Raw genomic sequence first — 24,500 nt, forward strand, 5'->3', positions numbered from 1 at the left:
TACTGGTCTTTTTATATAATTCTTTTACTTCACCAGCCTCAAATTTTAGCCACTGCCAGTTCGACCTGTGTATTTATAATCTTGGCAACCGTCATACAATCTTCGAGGTAAAAGTAAGTGGAATACGAATATCAATTAAAGTCGCTAAAATACGCTCAGTATCTACTAAGCTAGTTTTATCACTAATGTAATGCCAACTATCATATTTACTGGTATATCCGTTTGGCTCACTATCACCAAACCATTTAATAGAGACTCCTTGTGCTTCACACGCCTGAATAAGTAATGGAAATTGAGTAGGAGATAAAGCAGGGATAAAGAACTGTATAGAACTAGCCACAAACTGCTCTTTGATATCACGTTCAATTAACACAATCTCATTACTTGTTTTAAAAATATCACTCATTGCAAAATATCTGTCATTCCAGGCAGTACATTTTTTATCGAGTAACTCAAGCTGTGGCAATAATATCGCAGCTCTCAAGTTATCCATACGCCCACTGTAATTAGGGGTCGTATACTTAACGGCATCAAAGGCTTGCTTATCAGGCGCAGCATAGTGTTTATCATAAAGCATGTAAGAGCCAGAGTAGATAATAGCTTTGCTAATCACATCGCTGTGAGGCGTAATTAATAACCCACCTTCACCTGAATTCATATGTTTATAGGTTTGAGTACTAAAACAAGCAACATCACCAAAACTACCACTCATTTTACCATTCCATTTTGCCCCCATGGTATGAGCACAATCTTCGATTAATAATAGATTGAAGTCTTTACAAATTTTCATGATGCGATCCATATCAGAGATGTGACCACGCATATGGGAAAGTAATAAATATTTAGCGCCACTGGCACGCGCTTTATTTTCTAAATCATCTAAGTCGATACAAAGTTGTTTATCAATATCGACTAATACTGGCACACCGCCAGCATTATCTATTGCACCAGGGACAGGGGCTAAAGTAAACGCATTACAAAGGACTTTATCGCCTTCTTTTACGCCTAATGCTTTTAATGCAATATGCAGTGCATAACCGCAAGAAGCACAAGCTAAGCAGTTATCAACTCCCATGTATTGGCTGAAGGCTAACTCAAGTTGATCCGTTAAACTCTTTTCACCAGAGTTAACGTTATAACGATGCAACCTACCCGACTTCATTATCTCTATTGCCGCTTCAATACCTTCATCAGGAATAGCTTCCTGCTGAGTAAAAGATTTCTTAAAAGACACAGTACCGAACTCCATTCATCCATAAAATAAGTTTATCTACAATCACAATACTGTGTCAGTTCCATCATTCCCTAGTGCCAATAACAATAAAGAATAGAACCACAAAATACAGAAAATAAAAATGCTTAATAAAAAATATAGGAAAATAAAAATAATACCAATTGTATTAAATAACTGATCTAAATTTTGCGCCGGAAAAATGGCTTAGTTTGAGGCGTAAGTTGATGTAAATGGTTGTTCCCTATACGAAACTTACAACGAAAAAATAAGTTGTTTTAACAAGTAAAATAGATCAGTTACTTACTATGATTGGTATAAATAGAAGATGGGGATAATATTAGAAGTATAAATAGGGAGTTAAAATAATAGGATTAAAGATGAGGGAACCATAAATGGTGCTGATAGGCGGATTTGAACCGCCGACCTCACCCTTACCAAGGGTGCGCTCTACCAACTGAGCCATATCAGCAAAAGGGGATCTGATAATGACCTACTTTCACATGGGGAGGCCCCACACTATCATCGGCGCAACTGCGTTTCACTTCTGAGTTCGGCAAGGGATCAGGTGGTACCACAGCGCTATTATTATCAGAAAAAATCGTTTATTTATAACTTATTATAAATATTAAAACCCCAGCCGTTTAGACTGGGGTTTTGAATAAGGCGCTTGGCGATGACCTACTTTCACATGGGGAGACCCCACACTATCATCGGCGCAGCTGCGTTTCACTTCTGAGTTCGGCATGGGATCAGGTGGTACCACAGCGCTATGGCCGCCAAGCATAAATTGTAATTAGGAAAGTGACATTCTAATGTTCTTTTTTGTTGTTGTTCTGTTTAATCAGCTCTATGTAAATACGCTATCACAAGCGCTTATATTTTAACGTCTTCTTTGACTATCTTGGTCACATAACAACACTACTTAGGTGTTGTATGGTTAAGCCTCACGGGTAATTAGTACAAGTTAGCTCAATACGTTGCCGTACTTACACACCTTGCCTATCAACGTTGTAGTCTCCAACGGCCCTTTAGGGAACTTAAAGTTCCAGTGAGAACTCATCTTGAGGCTCGCTTCCCGCTTAGATGCTTTCAGCGGTTATCGATTCCGAACGTAGCTACCGGGCAATGCTATTGGCATAACAACCCGAACACCAGCGGTTCGTCCACTCCGGTCCTCTCGTACTAGGAGCAGCTCCTCTCAATTCTCAAACGCCCACGGCAGATAGGGACCGAACTGTCTCACGACGTTCTAAACCCAGCTCGCGTACCACTTTAAATGGCGAACAGCCATACCCTTGGGACCGACTTCAGCCCCAGGATGTGATGAGCCGACATCGAGGTGCCAAACACCGCCGTCGATATGAACTCTTGGGCGGTATCAGCCTGTTATCCCCGGAGTACCTTTTATCCGTTGAGCGATGGCCCTTCCATTCAGAACCACCGGATCACTATGACCTACTTTCGTACCTGCTCGACGTGTCTGTCTCGCAGTTAAGCTGGCTTATACCATTGTACTAACCTCACGATGTCCGACCGTGATTAGCCAACCTTCGTACTCCTCCGTTACTCTTTGGGAGGAGACCGCCCCAGTCAAACTACCCACCAAACAGTGTCCCAAACCCCGATTCAGGGGCCATGGTTAGAACTCAAAACATACAAGGGTGGTATTTCAAGGTCGGCTCCACCGCATCTGGCGACGCGGTTTCAAAGCCTCCCACCTATCCTACACATGTAGGCTCTAAGTTCACTGCTAAGCTATAGTAAAGGTTCACGGGGTCTTTCCGTCTAGCCGCGGGTACACAGCATCTTCACTGCGATTTCAACTTCACTGAGTCTCGGGTGGAGACAGCATGGCCATCATTACGCCATTCGTGCAGGTCGGAACTTACCCGACAAGGAATTTCGCTACCTTAGGACCGTTATAGTTACGGCCGCCGTTTACCGGGGCTTCGATCAATAGCTTCGACCTAAGTCTAACCACATCAATTAACCTTCCGGCACCGGGCAGGCGTCACACCCTATACGTCATCTTACGATTTAGCAGAGTGCTGTGTTTTTAATAAACAGTTGCAGCCATCTGGTATCTTCGGCCCCCAACAGCTTAGAGAGCAAGTCTCATCACCGTCAAGGGCGTACCTTCTCCCGAAGTTACGGTACCATTTTGCCTAGTTCCTTCACCCGAGTTCTCTCAAGCGCCTTGGTATTCTCTACCTGACCACCTGTGTCGGTTTGGGGTACGATCCTCATATTTCTGAAGCTTAGAGACTTTTCCTGGAAGTATGGCATCAATGACTTCACTACCTTAGTAGCTCGACATCGCGTCTCAGTATATAGCAACCCGGATTTACCTAAGTCACCTACCTACACGCTTGAACCTGGACAACCATCGCCAGGCCCACCTAGCCTTCTCCGTCCTCCCATCGCAAAATATAAGGGTACGGGAATATTAACCCGTTTCCCATCGACTACGCCTTTCGGCCTCGCCTTAGGGGTCGACTCACCCTGCCCCGATTAACGTTGGACAGGAACCCTTGGTCTTCCGGCGGGGAGGTTTTTCACCCCCCTTATCGTTACTCATGTCAACATTCGCACTTCTGATACCTCCAGGATGGTTTACACCTTTCCCTTCGACGGCTTACAGAACGCTCCTCTACCACGCATATAAATATGCGTCCGCAGCTTCGGTGATATGTTTAGCCCCGTTAAATCTTCCGCGCAGGCCGACTCGACTAGTGAGCTATTACGCTTTCTTTAAAAGATGGCTGCTTCTAAGCCAACTTCCTAGCTGTCTAAGCCTTCCCACATCGTTTCCCACTTAACATATACTTTGGGACCTTAGCTGGCGGTCTGGGTTGTTTCCCTTTCCACGACGGACGTTAGCACCCGCCGTGTGTCTCCCATGATTGCACTTGTTGGTATTCGGAGTTTGCAAAGGGTTGGTAAGTCGGGATGACCCCCTAGCCTTAACAGTGCTCTACCCCCAACAGTGATACATGAGGCGCTACCTAAATAGCTTTCGAGGAGAACCAGCTATCTCTTGGTTTGATTGGCCTTTCACCCCCAGCCACAAGTCATCCCCTAATTTTTCAACATTAGTGGGTTCGGTCCTCCAATTGATGTTACTCAATCTTCAACCTGCTCATGGCTAGATCACCAAGTTTCGGGTCTAATCCCAGCAACTATTCGCCCAGTTAAGACTCGGTTTCCCTACGGCTCCCCTAAATGGTTAACCTTGCTACTGAAATTAAGTCGTTGACCCATTATACAAAAGGTACGCAGTCACGGAATAAATCCGCTCCTACTGCTTGTACGTACACGGTTTCAGGTTCTATTTCACTCCCCTCACAGGGGTTCTTTTCGCCTTTCCCTCACGGTACTGGTTCACTATCGGTCAATTAGGAGTATTTAGCCTTGGAGGATGGTCCCCCCATATTCAATCAGGATTTCTCGTGTCCCGACTTACTCGTTTTCACTGTAAAGAAGTTTTTGTGTACGGGACTATCACCCTGTACCGTGGCACTTTCCAGAGCCTTCCACTAACTTTTAAACAGCTTAAGGGCTGTTCCGATTTCGCTCGCCGCTACTGTCGGAATCTCGGTTGATTTCTTTTCCTAAGGGTACTTAGATGTTTCAGTTCCCCTCGTTTGCTTCGCTATGCTATGTATTCACATAACGATGACACTAAGTGCCGGGTTGCCCCATTCGGAAATTCCAGGATATAACGCTTGTTATCAACTCCCTGGACTTATCGCAGATTACCACGTCCTTCATCGCCTCTAATTGCCTAGGCATCCACCGTGCACGCTTATTCACTTAACCATACAACACCTAAACAGTGTCTAAATGTGTATGTTGTTTCCAAGACGCTTGCGACTCTCATATTTACATATGAAAAACGTTTACGTTTTTCGTGCACCTAACACTCTAAGAGTGTGTAGATACGTACTCATTACATTTGCATGTAATGTGCATTTGTGTTCACATTTACTTCGTAAAAATGAACTATTTGCTTGATTACAATACTAAAACCGAAGTTTTAATATTGAGAACTCGTTTAATTCACGTTAATGAATTAAACATTTCGTTTTATTTATCACACCAATCAAGTTACAAGTAACTCATTGTTTTTGTGCGATAAATAAGAACATTTATCAGCTTTCCTAATTATTAAAGAGCAGTGTTAAAAACACTTAATAATTATTCTATGTATAAAATAGTTATTAAGTATCTTTGAAAGTAGTAGTTGGTATCCCCAAGGGGATTTGAACCCCTGTTACCGCCGTGAAAGGGCGGTGTCCTAGGCCTCTAGACGATGGGGACCGGAAACTACTTTGCGCTTTATCATTCTAATCAAACAATCTGTGTGGGCACTCGATGAGTATTTGCGGAGCAAAAACTCATGCCGGTAGGTTTATTTGCCTAAGCAAATTCACCGGAAGGCTTGTCAATGTGTTTCTTTACGTAAGGAGGTGATCCAGCCCCAGGTTCCCCTAGGGCTACCTTGTTACGACTTCACCCCAGTCATGAACCACACCGTGGTCATCGCCATCCCGAAGGTTAAGCTAATGACTTCTGGTGCAGCCCACTCCCATGGTGTGACGGGCGGTGTGTACAAGGCCCAGGAACGTATTCACCGTGGCATTCTGATCCACGATTACTAGCGATTCCAACTTCACGGAGTCGAGTTGCAGACTCCGATCCGGACTACGACAAACTTTAGGAGATTCGCATACCATCGCTGGTTAGCTGCCCTTTGTATTTGCCATTGTAGCACGTGTGTAGCCCATCCCGTAAGGGCCATGATGACTTGACGTCGTCCCCACCTTCCTCCGGTTTATCACCGGCAGTGTCCCTAGAGTTCCCGGCATAACCCGCTGGCAAATAAGGATAAGGGTTGCGCTCGTTGCGGGACTTAACCCAACATTTCACAACACGAGCTGACGACAGCCATGCAGCACCTGTCTCAGAGCTCCCGAAGGCACTCTACTATCTCTAACAGATTCTCTGGATGTCAAGGGATGGTAAGGTTCTTCGCGTTGCATCGAATTAAACCACATGCTCCACCGCTTGTGCGGGCCCCCGTCAATTCATTTGAGTTTTAACCTTGCGGCCGTACTCCCCAGGCGGTCTATTTAATGCGTTAGCTTTGAATCCCACAGCATATAGCTACAAAATTCTAATAGACATCGTTTACTGCGTGGACTACCAGGGTATCTAATCCCGTTTGCTCCCCACGCCTTCGCGCCTCAGCGTCAGTCTTTGTCCAGGTGGCCGCCTTCGCCACTGGTATTCCTTCAGATCTCTACGCATTTCACCGCTACACCTGAAATTCTACCACCCTCTACAAAACTCTAGTTAACCAGTTTCAAATGCAGTTCCAAGGTTGAGCCACGGGATTTCACATCTGACTTAATTAACCGCCTACGCGCGCTTTACGCCCAGTAATTCCGATTAACGCTCGCACCCTCCGTATTACCGCGGCTGCTGGCACGGAGTTAGCCGGTGCTTCTTCTGCGAGTAACGTCACAGCTGCACTCTATTAAAGTACAACCTTTCCTCCTCGCTGAAAGTGCTTTACAACCCGAAAGCCTTCTTCACACACGCGGCATGGCTGCATCAGGCTTGCGCCCATTGTGCAATATTCCCCACTGCTGCCTCCCGTAGGAGTCTGGACCGTGTCTCAGTTCCAGTGTGGCTGGTCATCCTCTAAGACCAACTAGGGATCGTCGCCTTGGTAAGCCATTACCTTACCAACTAGCTAATCCCACTTGGGCTACTCTTATGGCGTGAGGCCCGAAGGTCCCCACTTTGATCCGGAGATGTTATGCGGTATTAGCAGTCGTTTCCAACTGTTGTCCCCCACCATAAGGCATATTCCCAAGCATTACTCACCCGTCCGCCACTCGTCAGCAAAGTAGCAAGCTACTTTCTGTTACCGTTCGACTTGCATGTGTTAAGCCTGCCGCCAGCGTTCAATCTGAGCCATGATCAAACTCTTCAATTTAAAGTTTAATTTGCAACCTAAGTTGCGACTCAATATTACTGACTAAAACTATGTACCGAAGTACAATGTTATTCTGAATTAATGAATTAATTCGTGTGTCACTAAGCATTGATGTTACCTAACTAAGTTAGGATTTCTAATTTGAAATCACATCAACAATAAGTGCTCACACAGATTGTTTGATTAAATTGTTAAAGAGCGTGCCTTTCGGCTAGGCGGCGTATATTACGCGCCTTTCGAACAATGTCAACGTTAATTTTCAACTTTATTTCGAAGCGAACTTCGAAGCGTTTACTGCGTTTGTTTTGTTCTCAAACTCGCTGGGTAACTTGCGTTCCGTCCCGTGTCTGTGGATGCGCATTATAGGGATCTTGAAAAGGTAAGCAAGCGTTTATTACTGTTTTTTTGATTATTTTACTGACCGCTTAATTAACCAACAAACCGCTCAAAATAACACGCTTTTATGCTGTTATTTTGTGCTTATTATCTTGTTTAAACTGTTAGCAGGATAAAGGATTGCGGATAGAAGTTTGGCAATAACACTACCAATAAGTAATGCAGATACTGAAAATAGGATAATAAGAGGTTCATTATCGGTGATTAAGTTGGAAATGATGCAAGTAACAACAAATAAAATAAGCGGAATGATATAAACAACCAAAGAACTTTGTACGATATCTTTATTATTAACTAATAATTCTATTTGTTTATTTACTTCCATCCCTTCTTTATATGGCATGGAGATGTGGTGAGACTTATCACTAATGCCTTTGGCAACGACACCAACACCACAATTATCATTACTACTGCAAGATTTACAGGCAGATTTAGAGATGCACTCGACAATGACACTCTTTTCACCGTTTATTTCGGTTATCTCAATGATACGACCTGTTTCTTTTAACATTAATGTACCGGTTTAATTGATGCTGCTATTTTTTCAGCTGTGACCAATGGTATTTGTCCAATAATATTAACTTCAGCATTATTGACTTGTTTAGTATAGATTAGAGTACCACCACGTTGAATAATGTTTTGCTGATCAGCCAATAAAGATTTATTACTAGAAATATACACTGACACGCTAACAATACCGTCATTCAACATTAAGTAAGAGACTGGATCAGTATCATGCATCATTAATTTATGTTGATCGTCTTTTATGACTTTAAAGCCAGTTGGTAGCCAATCGACATTCCACTGTGCAATATTTGATGTAGTCGTTTGTGGCAAGGTTAATATATCTGGTGTGGATTGTGTACTGAGTTGTTTTATCCAAGGGCTGACGGTATGACTAATATTCATTGAAACAACCATGGTTTGCTCAAGTATTATATTGGATTTGTTAATAATATCTAAACGCAGGGGTAAATAACTGCCTAGATCTAACCAGACTATATAGCTGTAACGATATTTATCTTTACTTATCATACGTATCGCTATGGCTTTTTTGCCTGCGATTCTGTCTTTCCCTAGGATAATGTATTCATAACTTCTATTGCCACTTTTGAAATCAAAGTTAGCAATATCAGCAAACACACTTTGATCCTGGTGACTGATTAAGCTGTATGGTTTAGTGCCTTGTTGATAAAAACTAATTTTACCATCAAATTGTAACGACTCACGCATTGCCCCATTTAAGTAGGTAAAGTAACTGATACGCTTACCATCAATCACGCCATGGACTAATTGCTTTGGCTCTATTTTATTTTGGGCTGTATTTAAATAAAGCAGCGTATAATTCAAGTTATTATAAGCTTGCTTCATGTTATTTAAATAAGTTAATGCAGATGGTAAAGCTACTTGCGCTGTTTTTGCTTGCTCAGGTTGTGCTACTTCGGACTCAGAGCTTGCCATTAGTTGCGGTGACACTATTAACGAAATAAGTGACACTAACGCAACTAAAAATAATCGATGTTTCATCGCCAACCTTAAGGTTTTGTTTGCAACTGTAACTGATGGTCCTTCACTAACGCTTCTAAACGTTCATTACGCTCTTTAATGTCACTTTCTGTTTGTGCTGGTGTCGCCTGCAAACTTACTGGTGCAGCTGCGCCACCAAAAGGTACGGTATTCAGTACTGGTGTTGAGCTTGCATCGGTTGCATTGTCTTGATTCACCACTAGGCTACTGACCACTACAACACCTGCTACCGAGGCAGCAATTGCATATTGACCAAAACGCTTCATGAATGGGACAACGTTAGTTTCTTGTTTATCAGGAGTTACTAATGGCACAACATTATCTTGTTGAACTTCGTTAGCAATCGCTGCCATTACACTATCAGTCACATCAACGCGTAAATCTAAGCCATCGCTTTCTTCACGAAGAACGTCACCAATTAGCTGGTATCTTGAGAATTGTTGCTGTAATTCAACATCCTCAAGTACTGTGTCGATGATCTCTTGGTCATCAAACTCATTATCAATGAGCGATGACAGATCTTGTGAGTATTCTTTCATCATCAATTCCAATTAATTTTCTAATAAGGGTTTGAGTTGTTTGTCAATTGCTTCACGTGCTCTGAAGATACGAGAACGGACGGTACCAATTGGACAATTTTCAATTTGTGCAATTTCGTCATAGCTCATTCCTTCAAGTTCGCGCAAAGTAATCGCAGACTTTAACTCATCTGGTAAACCACCAATCACTTTTAAGATGACTTCTTTTATTTCCTGAGAATGTAAAAGAGACTCAGGGTTGTCCTCATCTTTTAAAGCACCACTGCCATCGTAACTATCAGCTTCTTCTGCATCTATATCTGACGCAGGCGGACGACGACTTTGACTGGTTAAGTAATTTTTTGCAGTATTAACCGTAATGCGAAACAGCCAAGTATAAAAAGCACTATCACCTCTAAAGTTAGGTAATGATTTATATACTTTTATAAACACTTCTTGCGATACATCAGGTATATCACCTGAACTACGCACATAACGTGTTAATATATTGGCCACACGCGTCTGGTACTTACGTACTAATAATGCAAATGCTTGTTGCTCACCATTTTGTATACGTTGTATTAACTGTAAATCTAATTCACGCTCATTCATTGAGCTTTTCTACCTATATTATAGTGAGCTATCAATTCTCACAGATATGACTTTTATAAAAAAGAAAGTTCCAAATTAATTCAAAACAATGATGTTTTTGGATAAACTCTCTAGTTATTCGAAATGTTAGTTACACTACTTTACCCAAAACAGAGCATATAATGCCATGGCAGAGAATAAAACAACACCTGAACATCAATACACTTGTGATGTATTAATTATTGGCGCAGGTGCAGCGGGCTTATCATTAGCCTTAAAAATTGCAGATCACAGCAATGTAAGAGTCTTAAGTAAAGGAAAACTTTCTGAAGGTTCCACTTATTATGCACAAGGCGGTGTAGCAGCGGTATTCTCTGATGACGATAGTACCGACTCACATTTTGAAGACACACTGATAGCCGGTGCCGGCTTATGTGATGAAGATGCAGTTAACTTTACCGTCACTAACGCTAAAGAAAGTATGCAATGGTTAATTGATACGGGCGTTGATTTTGATACAGAAACCAACGACCAATCAGAAACACAATATCATTTAACGCGTGAAGGCGGTCACTCTCATCGTCGAATATTACATGCCGCCGATGCGACGGGCAGAGAGATTGAAGAGTCTTTATTAAGTGCCGTTAAAAACCACCCAAACATCACCCTAATGGAAGGTTATAACGCCATTGATTTAATCACGACACGTAAATTAAATTTACCTGCCAACCGTGTATTAGGAGCTTATGTTTGGAATAGAGAAGCTGAACAAGTTGAAACCGTTAACGCTCACTTTGTCACTCTAGCGACAGGCGGTGCAAGTAAGGTATATCAATATACTAGTAATCCGGATGTCTCTAGTGGAGATGGTGTTGCACTGGCATGGCGAAGCGGTTGTCGCGTCGCTAATATGGAATTTAATCAATTTCATCCAACCTGCCTGTACCATAAAGATGCAAAAAACTTTTTATTAACTGAAGCATTACGTGGCGAAGGGGCACTATTATTACGCCCCGACGGGACTCGCTTTATGCCCGACTTTGATGAACGTGGTGAATTAGCGCCACGTGATATTGTCGCACGAGCGATTGATTATGAGATGAAGCGCTTAGGTGTGGATTGTATGTATCTAGATATTAGCCATAAACCCAAAGAATTTATTATTAAGCACTTCCCTACTATATACCAACGTTGTTTATCACTAGGGTTAGATATCGCAGAGCAGCCAATGCCTATTGTCCCAGCGGCTCACTATACCTGCGGTGGTGTGATGATCGACCATCACGGTCAAACCGATATTGATGGTTTATATGCTATTGGTGAAGTCACTTATACCGGTTTACATGGTGCTAACCGCTTGGCTTCTAACTCATTATTAGAATGTATTGTTTATGCGCATGCTAGCGCTAAAGATATTATTAATCGAATTCCTTTTTATAAACAACGTAAATTTGCCAAGATTCCAGACTGGGATGACAGCCAAGTCGAAAACTCCGACGAGCAAGTGGTTATTCAGCATAACTGGCACGAGCTACGTTTATTTATGTGGGATTATGTCGGTATAGTACGTACAGACAAACGCCTACAACGTGCTTTAAGTCGTGTTGAATTATTACAGCATGAGATCACTGAGTATTATAGTAACTTTAAAGTTGGTAATAATTTATTAGAACTAAGAAATCTAGTACAAGTCGCTGAGTTGATTATCAAGAGTGCAATACAAAGGAAAGAGAGTCGTGGCCTACATTACAACTTAGATTACCCCGAACAAAATGATAATCCCAAGCCAACGATTTTAAATCCTAATAATAATTAACCTGCGTATGCTGTATTAATCAAACGTGCCAGTAATCGATACTCTTGTTCCGTTACACTGTCATAAAACACGATAAACCACTTTCTAGGATTATCGTGTTTTACTTCTACCAATAATGCATCCACTTGCTCTACACATAAAAACATCACCCAAGCATTATAAAAAGAGCGCCTATCGATCACCCCTATCAGCTGTTTCGGTTCGCTTATTTCAATATGACCAGCATCGGATAAAAGACAGCTGAAAGGCAGTTGTACCGAAGAACAAACAAAATAGGCAGAGACAAGAATATATATGATTAATAACAGAGCACTAAACCAACCAACTCCCCATAATAAGTAAAGTATAATAGCACTGAGCAGCAGTAAAGTTATCGCCAAGACTTTGGCGATAACAGAAGGATCGGTGCTTATCTTATATTTTAACGCGCTTAAGGATGACATCGACAATTTCAGCCAACTGTGGATCTGGACATTTCTCATGGCCCATAAACCACGCAAATAACTCGGGATCTTCACAGGTTAATAAACGTTGGAAGTACAGCTTATGTTGTTCGCTTAAATCACTGTATGCTTCTTTTGCAAATGGCATAAGCAAAACATCGAGTTCTAACATACCACGACGACAAGCCCATATTAAACGAGAAAGAGGAACCTCTTTTGGCATGACTAAACCTTCCTTTTTAAATGAAAACGTTAAGTTGCTTATCAACTTATACGTATAAACGTTGAAACAAACCAGTAGCTTATTATAAGCACCTATATTAGTCAGTTATTTATTCTAAGAAATATAGCGTGTACGACATCAATACCATCATTTAGCAGTTGTAAAATAGACGATTGGCGATAACATTGTAAAAAAACACATTCGTCCATAAATGAGGCCAACCATGCTAACACTTAGCCAACTTGAGAATATTAGCCAATTACCCGATCTTGTTCTCTGTCCACTCGATAGCTGGGACTTGATCAGCATTACAGGTGAAGACCGTGTTACTTTTTTACAAGGACAACTAACTTGTGATTTAACGCAATTAGTACCGGGTGAGCAAACATTAGCGGCACACTGTAACCCTCAAGGTAAAGCATGGACCATTGCCCGAGTGATTATATTAGCTGATCGTATTCTATTAACCCAACCTAGCTCTGTGTCAGAGGTGCAACTACCTGAACTTAAAAAGTATGCCGCATTCTCTAAAGTCACTATTGAAAAAGAGACTGAATATAAGATATTAGGCTTAGCGGGTCACAAATCAGCAGAATATATTGCAGAAGAGGTGGATACAGCAGCAACTCATGATACTAGCCGATTATTAGACACTGGCACAGTATTAATCAAACAACCTTACCCTTCATTGCGTTACCTTGCGGTCATGAAGAATGCTGTAGCAGAAGCATTGTTAGTAGATTTAGAAGACAAAGCACAAGTCTTTGACGACAGCTTATGGAATGCAATGAATATTGCTGCAGGTGTTGGCTTTTTAACTGCGGAAACAACCGCGCAGTTTATTCCTCAAATGCTAAATCTACAGGCATTAGATGGTATTAGCTTTACTAAAGGTTGTTACATTGGGCAAGAAACCGTAGCGCGCGCCAAGTACCGAGGCGCAAACAAGCGTGCCATGTTTATTCTAACAGGTCGTTCAGCGGATTGTCCTAAAGCGGGGCAAACAGTGGAAGTATTATTAAATAATAACTGGAAAAGAGTAGGTACTATCGTGTCTGCTAGTCAATATGGCGATGGGCACATTGAGGTACTCGCGGTATTACCAAAAGATACAAATACTGATGATATTTTCCAAGTAAAAGAACTTGAGGGTTCAACACTGTATTGCGCTCCTTTACCTTACCAAATAACCGAAGATTAAGTTAACTAGCCCTCAGTTATGCTGAGGGCTAGTTCCTCCCAAAATCAACTCATTTCACACTATATTTACCAACAACCAGAATTAATGCTATGATGCTCACACTTTTTATAAGGTTGAATTAACACTAATACCTGTACTAATGGAACACAGCTTGAGCCAAGAAATCATTCAATTACGCGATAAATCAGATGAGTTTTCTCGTTTGCGTGTTAGATCTGCTCTCGCATTAATGAAACAAGACGAAGCCAACGTATTTCAAATTTGTCCTTTCCTATTTCATTATCACTCCCCTAGCCTTCCGGGATATGTTGAAGGTGATGTACCAACGGGCATTAGCCAATTCAATCCAACCCAAGAACATCAAACGCTTGCCAAGCAACTTTTTTCCGTTGTCCCTGAGCCACCTGTAGAAAAAAACGAAATTATTGGCCTATATGCAATGGGCAGTACTTCCTCTATTGGGCAATGCTCTGAAAGTGATTTTGATATTTGGATCTGTTATTCACATACCTTGGGTGCAGACCGAGTAGCATTACTTAATGAAAAATCTTGGGAAATTACTTATTGGGCAGAAAGTTTAGGCGTAGAACTTAACTTCTTCCTTATTCCTGATAATAAGTTCAGAGTTAAAAATAAAGCATCATTAAGTAATGAGTCCTGTGGTAGCTCACAGCATATGCTGTTATTAGATGAGTTTTATCGTACTTCATTGCGTGTTGCTGGCCGTCGAATTCTATGGCGACAAATTCCGCATGAACATGAGCATGATTATGATAATTATGTGAAAAATCTTTATGACACTGGAAAAATCAATCCAGATGATTGGTTAGACCTAGGTGGTTTACACCGTGTACCAGCTGAAGAATTATTTGGTGCAACCTTATGGCAGCTATATAAAGGGATTGATAACCCGTATAAAGCCACCTTAAAAACCATATTAATGGAAGCTTACTCTTGGGAATACCCCAATACAGAGCTGATCTCGACTTCCTACAAAAAAAGTTTCCAAGAACAAGATTGTTATGATGAACACCTTGATCCCTATTGTTTAATGTTAGAAAAAGTAAGTCATTACTTAATCAGCATTAATGATTTACAGCGTTTAGAGTTAGTGCGTGTTTGTTTCTACTTTAAAACTGAAGAGATGTTATCTAAACCCTCTTACAATGAAAGTCATGCTTGGCGCCGTACTATTTTAAAAAAACTTGTGAAACAATGGGGTTGGACTGCTAGCCAAATTGTTGATTTAGATAATCGTAATAACTGGAAAATAAGCGAAGTAAAACAAGCTAATCACCTTTTACTTGATGCATTAATGTTAAGTTACAGTAACTTAATAAAATTTGCTCGAGTCAATGATATTAGTGAATCGATCAGTGCCGAAGATATTGGTATATTATCGCGTAAGCTCTATGCAGCTCATGAAACACTGCCTGGTAAAGTGGATATTATTAACCCTAATATCTCACCGAATCTAATTGAGCATGACCTTAGCCTGATCCAAATTCCAGAACATCGCAAAAATAAAGCCGGTTGGTATTTATTTAATAGTACGCTGGATCCATTTGAATTAGCATCAACACCTAACCTAGGTTATTCACCTTATTTATCTAAGCTGGTTGCTTGGAGTTATGTGAATGGACTGTATGATGAAGACACTACTCTACATTTATATAATCAAGGCTCTGACCTCGTTGATAAAAATCTTAATCAATTTGCCAGAGACTTGTATGCGGTTTTCCCTATCTATGTACCTAAAGCCAGTGATAAAGCACTCAGTGAACCCTGTGCAATTAAACATTTATCTATTTTCTTAAATGTTGAAAAAGATCCAACACGTCATTGGCAAGATACAGAAGAGAGTGAATTAAACCAAGTCGACAACGTAATGGCTTATGGTGAACATAAAGAGAGTTTGATTGGTAGTATCGACTTTATTTACCGAAATTCATGGAATGAAGTACGTACTTTGCACTTTAATAGTCAATTCTCGGTGGTTGAAGCACTTAATACTATTTTGTCGAAAATGCATCAAGATGCATCCCCCTCAACAAATAGACCTTTTCTGTTATAGCCGTCATTTTAGTGAGCAAATCTGTAAGGCCTTTGGTAGTAAACTTAATGAATTCATTCAACTACGTTTACATACCGTACATACTCGTTCGGTACAAACATTGTGGACGGGTGGCAGAAAATTTGGTTTTTACTTTGAGCGTAAAGGTGTATCACTGCAACATTTAGAAAGTGCGGTGGATATTTATAGCCATATCTCGAAGAAGAAGTTATCCACAAGTTCATTGAATTTAAAAACCACGCATTACGATCAAACCGCCGATGTGATTGAATCCCACATTAGTGAAGGTTTGATTCAATTCTTTTGAGAATTACCATAATGGTTTTAATGTTTATATTGCTAATGCAGAAAATGATGTCGAAACATTCTTAAACTTTGCTGGCTCAAAAAATGAGTTTGTACAAAACGTAAACCGTTTTTATACTTCTAATAATCATTTACCTAATGCCGACACTGAACAGGTTAATTTTAATCTGCCACAATTTTATGATATTACCCTCAATGAAGATAAAACATTGTCACTAAACCCTTTTAAAAGCAGTAAATTAGTTGCTTCTGCACAGGATTTAATCTCGGCACTTAGCCCTGTTAAAGAAAAATCTTAAGCCTTCCCCTATTCTCTTTTGTTTCTATTCTCTTTTGTTTCTATTCTCTTTTAAATTATAGACTTCTAGCCCTCTGTACGTATAGATTGCCATGTTTAATTTATCGAGGTAAAATAAAGCATATTTTTTAAAAGGTTATTACTATGTCAACACAATGGAACGGTGAATATATCAGCCCTTATGCCGAACACGGGAAAAAAAGTGAGCAGGTAAAAAAAGTGACTGTGTCTATACCTACGAAGGTATTGAAGATATTGACAGACGAACGTACTCGTCGTCAGGTGAATAACTTACGTCATGCAACTAACAGTGAACTGTTATGCGAAGCTTTTTTACATGCTTATACTGGTCAACCTTTACCTGAAGATGATGAGCTAGATAAAAGTCAAAACGTCAATATTTCAGAGACCTTAAGCAAGTCAGCTAAATAAACGTATCAAATAAAAAACCTCATAAGCTGCGCTTATTGAGGTTTTTATAGCTTAACTAGATGCGATGACTGTAATTAGTTTAGTGCAGCAACGGCTTCTTTCACTAATTCACCAATCTTATCCCATTCACGGTTATCAATCAGATCAGCAGGTACCATCCACGTACCACCACAGGCTAATACTGCATTAATATTTAAGTAATCATTAATATTAGCAGGTGAAACACCGCCAGTTGGCATAAAGCTAACTGGATAAACAGCTGTTAGCGACTTTAACATTGCAACGCCACCCGATGGTCCAGCAGGGAAAAATTTAAGGGTAGTTAATCCCATTTCCATTGCTTGCTCAACTAACGATGGATTGTTCACACCAGGAATAATTGGCATATTACGTTGTTGACAGTATTTAACGGTTGTTGGGTTAAAGCCAGGACTAACGATAAAATCAACACCCGCATCAATGGCTAAATCAACAGTTTCACTGTTTAGTACTGTGCCAGCACCAATTAACATTTCAGGAAATGCTTCACGTAAATTTTTAATTGATTGTGCAGCTGCTGGAGTACGGAATGTAATTTCCGCACAAGGCATGCCATTTTCAACTAATACTTTACCCAGTGGTACAGCATCATTAGCATCTTTAATGGCAATAACAGGGATCACTTTCAGTGATTGTAACTTTTCATTTAATGTTGTCATTTCTACTATCCTAAATATGAATGATTAATCTACAAATGGGGCAATATATTCCATATCAATAATTGCACCTTTATGCTGTATCACAGTACTTGCTACTTGGTGTGCTTTTTCAGCAGAAGCCACTGTTGTTCCACCTAAAGTTCGTTTTGATAAATAACCAGCAGCAAATGAATCACCCGCAGCTGTGGTATCGATAACCTTTTCAGGTGCTATTTTTTGTGCAGCAACACTAATTGAATCATCAGCAGTAATGATCAAACATTCACTGCCACCTTGTTTGATAACAATTTCTTGCACGCCTAATGCACGGGTACGCTCAATACATTGCTCAACGTCTGTATCACCAAATAAAGCTTGTTCGTCATCAAATGTTAATAACCCCGTATGCGTAACAGCTAGGATACGTTTAAATCCTTCAGCAGCCTGTTCAGCAGAATCCCACAACTTCGGACGATAGTTATTATCGAAATAAACTTTACCACCAGCTGCTTTATAACGAGCTAATAGATCATAAAGCTTTTCACGGCTAGCAGGTGGTAATATCGCTAAACTAATGCCTGAAAGGTAAATAACATCTTGTTTTAATAACGATTCAATATATTCATCACTTGCTGTTTCGAGCCAAAATTTAGCAGCGGCAGCATCACGCCAATATAAAAAACTACGCTCACCTGTTTCATCGGTTTCAACCATATATAAACCAGGTTGTCTGGTTGCGGAGCGTTGTACAAATTGTGCATCAATGCCTTCTTTGTTCCAAGCATCGATCATTTCTTGGCTTATATTGTCTTCACCTAAGGCAGTTACATAACTAACATTAACATCTTTACCTGATGTTAAACGTGACAAATATACAGCTGTATTTAGAGTATCTCCGCCAAAACTTCTACGTAAAACGCCATTTACTTCCTGTAATTCAATCATACATTCGCCGATCAAAGCGATATTGAAATTAGCCATTTGCTACCTCTATTCTAAAAATGGATTCATTGTCTTTGTACTTAACTATCTCAATCTGTTGCAGCGAATAGCGTCGCTTGATGCACTCGGTATAAAGCGCGGTATTAAGATCAATTGCAGCATCAACACACTAAACGGTCACAATGCATTTACATCTTATTGATACAATTTATAAGTTAAAAATTGTACATCACACAACTCAATTTGTAATACAAAAAGACACTATGTGTGATCTAGATCATCCACCGACATCACAATCAAAAAATTATCCTATATAAACATTAAGTAAGCTGGAACATATTCAGCCAACCCGCCTAGGTGCTTATGGTAGATAAAGAATAAAAAGCAAAGTAAATCGCTGGTTGAAGCAGTGAGATTATAAAAGGCTTTAGCTTTTTTAGTGTTATTTAAAATCTAAAAATAGAGAGGTCATCCTTAAAAATTAAAAAATTAAAGTGATTTTAAGGTTTATTTGTATTACTTTATTAAGCAATTTTTATCCACTTTATATGTAGCGAGGTCATAATGCTCTCCACTGTTAACGCTGTTCTGATGAATCAGCAAGAAGTTGAAGCCATTCAGCAGGAGCTAGGAAAAACCAGTCTAATGGGCCGTAGTTTAGATGCTTTAATCAAAGATACCGATAAATACCTAACCTTACCAATAGACGTACCTGGGCATAGCCCAGCCGGTGGCTATGCGCATAATAAACACCAACAAAACTATAAATATATTGAACAAGCTGGCCGTTTATTTCTGATTACTGGTGAAGATAAATATGCACAGTTTGCAGCAGCGTTATTAACGCAATATGCGGACAAGTACTTAGTACTAGGGTTTCAAGAGCAGCGTAATACCAACCCACCGGGTCGTTTATTCCACCAAATGCTCAATGAACATGTTTGGTTGTTATATTCGAGCCTAGGCTATAGCTGTATTAAACACTGGTTAACGGAAGCACAACGTCAGCATATTGTGAAACAGTTATTTGAACCTATGTTAGAGGTAGCAACAGTCAAGTATCACTTTGATTTTGATCGTATTCATAATCACGGTGTATGGGCGGTTGCCGCAACAGCAGCATGCGGTGCAGCCATAGGACAAGAAAAGTATATTGATTTAGCCTTACATGGTTTAGCGGGCGATGATATCCAAGGTGGATTTCTTGCGCAGTTAAGTAATTTATTTGCACCTTCAGGTTATTACATTGAAGGACCTTATTACCATCGTTATGCGATTCGTCCTTTGTGTTTATTAGCTGAGTTAACACAACGTTTCCGCCCTGAATTAGATATTTTTAACTTTAAAAATCAGGTGATTGGTAAAACTATCCAATCTTTATTATCAACGGCTTACCCTAATGGTGTATTCCCATCATTAAACGATGCATCAAAAAGTATGGATATTAAAGATGAAGGCGTAGTGATTGCCGTCAGCTTATATGCGAAGCATTACCCAGAAGACACTAACCTATATGGCATTGCCAACATCCAAGAGCAAATTTGGATCAGTGGTTGCGGTGTTGCTTTATCTCAAGCTTACCAAGCACAAGCATCCGTTGAAGTGCCTTGCTTACCAAGTGTTGAATTAAATGAAGGGCCAGATGGAGATAAAGGCGCACAAGGCTTTATCCGTATGCAAAATTCACAAGGCGACATCAGCCAATTAGTGATGAACTATGGCCAACACGGCATGGGCCATGGTCACTTTGATACTTTAGGTATGACTTACTTTAATAATGATCAAGAAGTATTGCGCGATTATGGCTTTGGTCGTTGGGTGAACATTGAACCTAAATTCGGTGGTCGATACCTTGATGAAAACAAATCCTATGCACGCCAAACAATCGCCCACAACCTAGTCTCCGTTGATGCGGGTTGTCAGAATGACTTTGATGTTGAGCTTGCTGATAGCAAACATGGTATTCCGCACTTCTTTATCGGTGAAGGAAAAATACAAGCGATGAGTGCCTTTGCTGAAGACTTTTACCCAGGTGTTGAGCAACAGCGTTCATTGGTGTTAATTGAACATCAACAATTAACACAGCCATTGTTGTTAGATTTATTCCGATTAAGCAGTGATAAAGACCATCAGTATGATTATTCACTGCAATACCAAGGCCAAATCATCCGCACTAATGTTGAACATAAACAACATTCTACGCTCAATCCTATGGGTGATGATGCCGGTTACCAACACCTTTGGAATGTCAGTGAAGGAAAAGGCCAAAACACTAACTTAGTAAGTTGGTTACAAGGCAGCAGCTATTACACTTGGTTAAGTGCAAGTAGCGCTGATGATACTCTATTCTTTACCCGTACTGGCGCTAATGATCCTGACTTTAACTTACGCAGTGAAACTAGCTTAATTCTTCGTCGACAAGCAAAAAATAGCCTATTCGCTAATGTTATCGAAACACATGGTTACTTCAATGAGTCAGTTGAGGCGAGTTTAGATGCACGCGGAAAGATACACACCATTAATATTATTGGCTTTAATGAACAAGCCTCTGTAATCGAAGTGTTAGGTGAAGATATCGCGTTAACCGTAATGATCAATAACGCTAAAGATGCCACAGAAACAAGTCAAACAACCATCGAATTTAACAATCAATCGTACAGCTGGACAGGTTTCTTAGTTGTAGAAAGTAAGAGGTCTTAAGCATGAGTTATCAACCCCTTTTAATGAGCTATGAGCAAGCAGCAGAATTACGTCAACATGTCGGTAGCGACTCGTTGATCGGTCTATCTATTAAAGAAGAGATTGATGCGCTTGAAGATTACATGCCTATTGGTATAGAAATCCCAGGACACGGTGAAGCTGGCGGTTATGAACATAACCGTCATAAACAAAACTATATTCATTTAGACCTAGCAGGCCGTTTGTATCTGATCACTGAAGATCAGCGTTACCTTGATTACGCAACCACTATGTTAATTGAATATGCAAAGGTTTATAAGCACCGAGAGCTAAACATTAGCCGAGACTCCAACAAGCCTGGTCGTCTATTTCATCAAACACTCAATGAAAATATGTGGATGTTATATTCATCCTGCGCTTACTCTTGTATTCGTCACAAATTGAGTGAAGGGCAACAACAACTGATTGAAAATGATCTATTCAAAGTAATGCTCGAAATGTTTGTTGAAACCTACGCTGAGAATTTTGATATTATTCATAATCATGGTTTATGGTCAGTGGCGAGTGCAGGTATTTGTGCATACGCAATTAACGATCAAGCAACGGTAGATAAAGCTATCTATGGTTTAAAAGGCGACAGTGTTTCTGGCGGTTTTATTGCACAATTAACGCAACTGTTCTCACCTGATGGTTATTATATGGAAGGGCCTTATTACCATCGTTTTTCACTGCGTCCTATCTTCCTATTTGCTGAAACCATTGAGCGTCGCCAACCTGAAATTGGTATCTATCAATTAAAAGATGAAGTGATCAAAACCACCGCCTATGCAGTGATGTCGACAGCTTTCCCGAATGGTACCTTACCTGCACTAAATGACTCCTCACGTACCATGGATATCAAAGATCTAGGTATTTTATTGGCGACGAATATCTGTTTCGATCGTTACGAGCAAAATGCAACCTTATTAGCCATGGCGAAGCATCAAGGTAAAGTCTGGGTGCATAATACCGGTGCAACCTTATCTAATGCTCTACAAGATAATACTGAAGTCCCTAACTTTAACTGGGGCAGCTTAAGTTTAAGTGATGGTGCTGAAGGTGAATGTGGTGGTGTGACTATTTTGCGTCACCGAGACACACAAGCCGACGATAGCATGGCTTTACTTTGGTACGGTCAACACGGTAGCGATGCCAAATTACACTCAGCTTTAGACCATGGACACTTTGATGGATTACACCTTAGCCTATTTAACAATAACCAAGAGTTCATTAATGATTATGGCTACGGACGTTGGGTAAATATCGAGCCTAAATTTGGTGGTCGTTATATTCCCGAAAATACTAGCTACTGCAAGCAAACCATTGCACATAACACGGTAGTTGTTGACCAAGTCAGCCAAAACCAAGGGACAACTTCTATTGCCCAACAGCACTTTGGCGAACAACACTTCACCTTATTGGATGACCAACAACTTCAAGCTATGAGTGCTTATGCACGTGATTACTATTCAGGTGTTGATCAACAACGAACGGTGATTATGGCTGAAATTGAAGGCTTTGAGAAACCATTGATCATCGACCTCTTCCGCTTAATCAGTGAAGAAGAACATAGTTACGACTACCCAGTGCATTACCAAGGGCAAATCATTCGCAATAACTTTGATTATGAAGCGAATAAAAGCCTTAATACTTTAGGTGACGCATTCGGTTATCAGCATTTATGGAACTTAGGACAAGGTAAAGTAGAGAAATCTTCTTTAACTACCTGGTTAATGGGTAACACTTATTATTCATTGATCAGTAGTGCCAATGAAAATAGCGAGTTTATCTTTGCGCGTACCGGCGCAAATGATCCTGATTTCAACTTACGTAATGAACCCCTATTTATTCTTCGTCAGAAAGCCGCTAACCACTTATTTGCTAATGTTTATGAAACACACGGTTATTTTAACGAAGCTGTTGAAGCAAGCTTAAATGCGCGTGGGTTAGTGGAGTCCGTAGAAGTACTTCAAAGTGATGATAATACATCAGTAGTAGCGATTCACTTAAGCAACCAAAAACAACTAACAGTATGTGTAAACAATCAAGTTGGAGTGAATGCTACAACTGATGCTAACGTGACTATCAATGGTGAGCAGATTACTTGGACAGGCCCTGTGGCTATCCTCTAATTCGAATGACCGCTAACAAAAAGCCGCGCTAAGTTTTCACTGAGCGCGGCTTTTTCATTTACTACTTAAGAAAAATTAATTACTCGTGGGTAAACGATGATTTGTTGTATCTAATAAACGTTTATTGGCTTCACGCGCTTTTTCCGCATCACCAGCCATAATAGCTGAGTAAATAGCTCTATGTTCGCCAATACAAGTGCCACCCTTTTCAGATGAATGACTAATAAAGCTTTTAAACATAGTACATAGCACATTAGCAAAAGGCAGATAAAAGCTATTACCCGTTGAAAGGAAGACTAAACGGTGAAACTCCATATCCACTTCCATCCATTGTTTAGCATCGAAGTTTTTAGACACGTAATCCATTTGTTGGAAAGTAGCAGATAATAGAATACGCTGTTGAGCAGTTGCATTCTGTGCCGCTAAAGCCGCCGCTTCTGGCTCAATCGCTTTACGCAGAGCAAGAAACTCTTGGTATACAAATGCGTTATCACCTAAATCAATCACCCAATCTAATAATTGCGCATCTAAGAAATTCCAGTTATCACGACTTTTAACACGCGTTCCAACTTTAGGCTTAGATTCTAATAGACCTTTTGAGGTTAGTAGTTTAATCGCCTCACGTAAGGCGGTTCGGCTTACACTAAACTGCTCGCATAATACCATTTCACTAGGAATAATTTCATTCTGAGCAACTTCACCAGATAATATTTTTCTCGCAATCTCACGCGCCACTTGGACATGTAAACTACGCTTCGAACCAGAAATTTGTATGAATGGGTTATGCATAATGTCTCTTCAAATATCAAAATCAATCGCTATTATATGATAATTATAAGGGCTTAGATACAAACAACTAACAGCTCAATTAACAATCACTTATGTTTATGATTTTAAATTATAAAATATTTTTTTATAGAGAGCTAGGAAGGCTTTTTTGAATTCAAAACCGGTTTTAATAGGATGAG

The 24,500-nt window shown here is 40.3% G+C and carries 16 protein-coding genes, 2 tRNA genes, 4 rRNA genes and 1 pseudogene; 7 read left to right on the forward strand and 16 right to left on the reverse strand.

Features of this window, described 5'->3' with window-relative positions:
• Positions 1-91: 91 nt before the first annotated feature.
• The 11 genes from ACLKL2_RS11810 to rpoE all read right to left on the reverse strand — a co-directional run bounded on the left by ACLKL2_RS11810 (position 92) and on the right by rpoE (position 10,291).
• Entirely contained in the window at positions 92-1,234 is a 1,143-nt protein-coding gene (locus tag ACLKL2_RS11810) for a DegT/DnrJ/EryC1/StrS family aminotransferase (protein WP_413691821.1), read from the reverse strand.
• A gap of 393 nt (positions 1,235-1,627) precedes the next feature.
• A tRNA-Thr gene (locus tag ACLKL2_RS11815) sits at positions 1,628-1,703 on the reverse strand.
• A gap of 8 nt (positions 1,704-1,711) precedes the next feature.
• Positions 1,712-1,827, reverse strand: a 5S ribosomal RNA gene (gene rrf / locus ACLKL2_RS11820).
• 72 nt (positions 1,828-1,899) lie between these two features.
• Positions 1,900-2,015, reverse strand: a 5S ribosomal RNA gene (gene rrf / locus ACLKL2_RS11825).
• A gap of 152 nt (positions 2,016-2,167) precedes the next feature.
• A 23S ribosomal RNA gene (locus ACLKL2_RS11830) occupies positions 2,168-5,053 on the reverse strand.
• Positions 5,054-5,478: 425 nt separating this feature from the next.
• Positions 5,479-5,554, reverse strand: a tRNA-Glu gene (locus ACLKL2_RS11835).
• 142 nt (positions 5,555-5,696) lie between these two features.
• A 16S ribosomal RNA gene (locus tag ACLKL2_RS11840) occupies positions 5,697-7,238 on the reverse strand.
• The 16S, 23S and 5S rRNA genes sit together here with 2 tRNA genes alongside, the layout of an rRNA operon.
• 469 nt (positions 7,239-7,707) lie before the next feature.
• Positions 7,708-8,145 (reverse strand): SoxR reducing system RseC family protein, encoded by a 438-nt coding sequence (locus tag ACLKL2_RS11845; protein WP_413691822.1) that lies wholly within the window; start codon positions 8,143-8,145, stop codon positions 7,708-7,710.
• Entirely contained in the window at positions 8,145-9,161 is a 1,017-nt protein-coding gene (locus ACLKL2_RS11850) for a MucB/RseB C-terminal domain-containing protein (protein ID WP_413691823.1), read from the reverse strand. The genes ACLKL2_RS11845 and ACLKL2_RS11850 overlap by 1 nt, the downstream gene beginning before the upstream one ends.
• 8 nt (positions 9,162-9,169) lie before the next feature.
• Positions 9,170-9,703, reverse strand: a complete 534-nt coding sequence (locus ACLKL2_RS11855; protein WP_413691825.1) for a sigma-E factor negative regulatory protein — start codon at positions 9,701-9,703, stop codon at positions 9,170-9,172.
• A 9-nt stretch (positions 9,704-9,712) separates the two neighbouring features.
• On the reverse strand, positions 9,713-10,291 hold the full coding sequence (gene rpoE / locus ACLKL2_RS11860) for an RNA polymerase sigma factor RpoE (RefSeq protein ID WP_113820105.1): 579 nt from the start codon (positions 10,289-10,291) through the stop codon (positions 9,713-9,715).
• Positions 10,292-10,457: 166 nt separating this feature from the next.
• On the opposite strand from rpoE, the gene nadB reads away from it, so the two are divergent.
• The gene (gene nadB / locus ACLKL2_RS11865) at positions 10,458-12,086 is read left to right on the forward strand and encodes an L-aspartate oxidase (protein ID WP_113820104.1); all 1,629 of its coding nucleotides are present in this window, start codon (positions 10,458-10,460) and stop codon (positions 12,084-12,086) included.
• Here the strand turns inward: nadB and ACLKL2_RS11870 are convergent.
• Complete coding sequence (locus tag ACLKL2_RS11870) at positions 12,083-12,529, reverse strand: protein YgfX (RefSeq protein WP_413691827.1); 447 nt, start codon at positions 12,527-12,529, stop codon at positions 12,083-12,085. The two genes, nadB and ACLKL2_RS11870, sit on opposite strands and share 4 nt — an antisense overlap.
• Entirely contained in the window at positions 12,501-12,752 is a 252-nt protein-coding gene (locus ACLKL2_RS11875; RefSeq protein ID WP_413691828.1) for a succinate dehydrogenase assembly factor 2, read from the reverse strand. Before ACLKL2_RS11875 ends, ACLKL2_RS11870 begins: the two co-directional genes overlap by 29 nt.
• A gap of 223 nt (positions 12,753-12,975) precedes the next feature.
• Here ACLKL2_RS11875 and ygfZ point away from each other — a divergent pair, with 223 nt between their 5' ends.
• From ygfZ to metJ, 4 genes and pseudogenes are all read left to right on the forward strand, one after another.
• The gene (gene ygfZ / locus ACLKL2_RS11880) at positions 12,976-13,953 is read left to right on the forward strand and encodes a tRNA-modifying protein YgfZ (protein ID WP_113820101.1); all 978 of its coding nucleotides are present in this window, start codon (positions 12,976-12,978) and stop codon (positions 13,951-13,953) included.
• A 151-nt stretch (positions 13,954-14,104) separates the two neighbouring features.
• Positions 14,105-16,027, forward strand: a complete 1,923-nt coding sequence (locus tag ACLKL2_RS11885; RefSeq protein ID WP_413691829.1) for a class I adenylate cyclase — start codon at positions 14,105-14,107, stop codon at positions 16,025-16,027.
• Positions 15,990-16,632, forward strand: a pseudogene (locus ACLKL2_RS11890) (class I adenylate cyclase). Before ACLKL2_RS11885 ends, ACLKL2_RS11890 begins: the two are co-directional and overlap by 38 nt.
• A gap of 143 nt (positions 16,633-16,775) precedes the next feature.
• On the forward strand, positions 16,776-17,063 hold the full coding sequence (metJ, locus tag ACLKL2_RS11895; protein ID WP_113820099.1) for a met regulon transcriptional regulator MetJ: 288 nt from the start codon (positions 16,776-16,778) through the stop codon (positions 17,061-17,063).
• A gap of 74 nt (positions 17,064-17,137) precedes the next feature.
• Here metJ and ACLKL2_RS11900 read toward each other — a convergent pair whose 3' ends face one another.
• Both ACLKL2_RS11900 and ACLKL2_RS11905 read right to left on the reverse strand, forming a co-directional pair.
• Entirely contained in the window at positions 17,138-17,761 is a 624-nt protein-coding gene (locus ACLKL2_RS11900) for a bifunctional 4-hydroxy-2-oxoglutarate aldolase/2-dehydro-3-deoxy-phosphogluconate aldolase (protein WP_113820098.1), read from the reverse strand.
• Between the two features lie 24 nt (positions 17,762-17,785).
• Complete coding sequence (locus ACLKL2_RS11905; protein ID WP_113820097.1) at positions 17,786-18,721, reverse strand: sugar kinase; 936 nt, start codon at positions 18,719-18,721, stop codon at positions 17,786-17,788.
• Between the two features lie 552 nt (positions 18,722-19,273).
• On the opposite strand from ACLKL2_RS11905, the gene ACLKL2_RS11910 reads away from it, so the two are divergent.
• Positions 19,274-21,382 carry a heparinase II/III domain-containing protein gene (locus tag ACLKL2_RS11910; RefSeq protein ID WP_413691830.1) on the forward strand — a complete coding sequence of 703 codons (2,109 nt, stop codon included), beginning with the start codon at positions 19,274-19,276 and terminating at the stop codon, positions 21,380-21,382.
• Between the two features lie 2 nt (positions 21,383-21,384).
• A complete protein-coding gene (locus tag ACLKL2_RS11915; RefSeq protein WP_413691832.1) occupies positions 21,385-23,532 on the forward strand; it encodes a heparinase II/III domain-containing protein in 2,148 nt (715 codons plus the stop codon).
• Between the two features lie 75 nt (positions 23,533-23,607).
• On the opposite strand, the gene ACLKL2_RS11920 is transcribed toward ACLKL2_RS11915, so the two are convergent.
• Positions 23,608-24,321 carry a FadR/GntR family transcriptional regulator gene (locus ACLKL2_RS11920; RefSeq protein ID WP_113820094.1) on the reverse strand — a complete coding sequence of 238 codons (714 nt, stop codon included), beginning with the start codon at positions 24,319-24,321 and terminating at the stop codon, positions 23,608-23,610.
• Positions 24,322-24,500: the final 179 nt, after the last annotated feature.

This window comes from Psychromonas sp. KJ10-2 (assembly GCF_047323255.1).
Taxonomy (GTDB): domain Bacteria; phylum Pseudomonadota; class Gammaproteobacteria; order Enterobacterales; family Psychromonadaceae; genus Psychromonas.